Source organism: Pandoraea sp. PE-S2R-1, from assembly GCF_002179865.1.
In the GTDB taxonomy this organism is placed as follows: domain Bacteria; phylum Pseudomonadota; class Gammaproteobacteria; order Burkholderiales; family Burkholderiaceae; genus Pandoraea.
This window is the reverse complement of sequence record NZ_NGUR01000038.1, coordinates 1-506: the sequence shown is the minus strand read 5'-3', so window position 1 is coordinate 506 and position 506 is coordinate 1. Positions and strand designations below refer to the sequence as shown.

General features: G+C 62.8%; 1 protein-coding gene. It reads right to left on the bottom strand.

Annotated features, from left to right (window positions below; all coding sequences use genetic code 11):
* A partial coding sequence (locus tag CDV44_RS26930) for a MerR family transcriptional regulator (RefSeq protein WP_141118823.1) occupies window positions 1–164 on the bottom strand: 164 nt, incomplete at its 3' end.
* Between the last annotated feature and the right edge of the window lie 342 nt (window positions 165–506).

Below are 506 nucleotides of genomic sequence, written 5' to 3'. Positions count from 1 at the left end.
GAGCGGCAATGACGGATGAAGCGCAGGGCTTCCAGATGATCTTCGCCGTAGGTGCGATAGCCGGCATCGGTTCGCGGTGGGGCCGTCAGCAGGCCCGCCCGCTCGTAATAGCGGATCGTTTCGACATCGGTGCCCGCCGCCCGGGCCAATTCTCCGATTTTCATGCTTGACTCCGTAGTCACTACAGGGTTTTGAATGAAGGGTAACACGAATCAGGAAACCAGGAGTCCACATGTCCAACCCCTCGGATTCGGCTCGTTTGGCGGGCTCGACGGCGGAAGATCTCAAGGCCCATGACCACGGGGAAGCCCCGGGCCATGCGCACCGTCACGATCACGGGCATCGCCACGACCACTCGCATGATCACGATCATGACCATGACCATGACCACGGGCACGCGCACGATCATGCCGCGTCGCAGGCTTCCGGTGCGCCGCACACGCACGGCGGTTCGTCCTGTTGTGCGGGTGACGCAAGCATGATGCCCGTCGAGCCGGTGCCGTCGA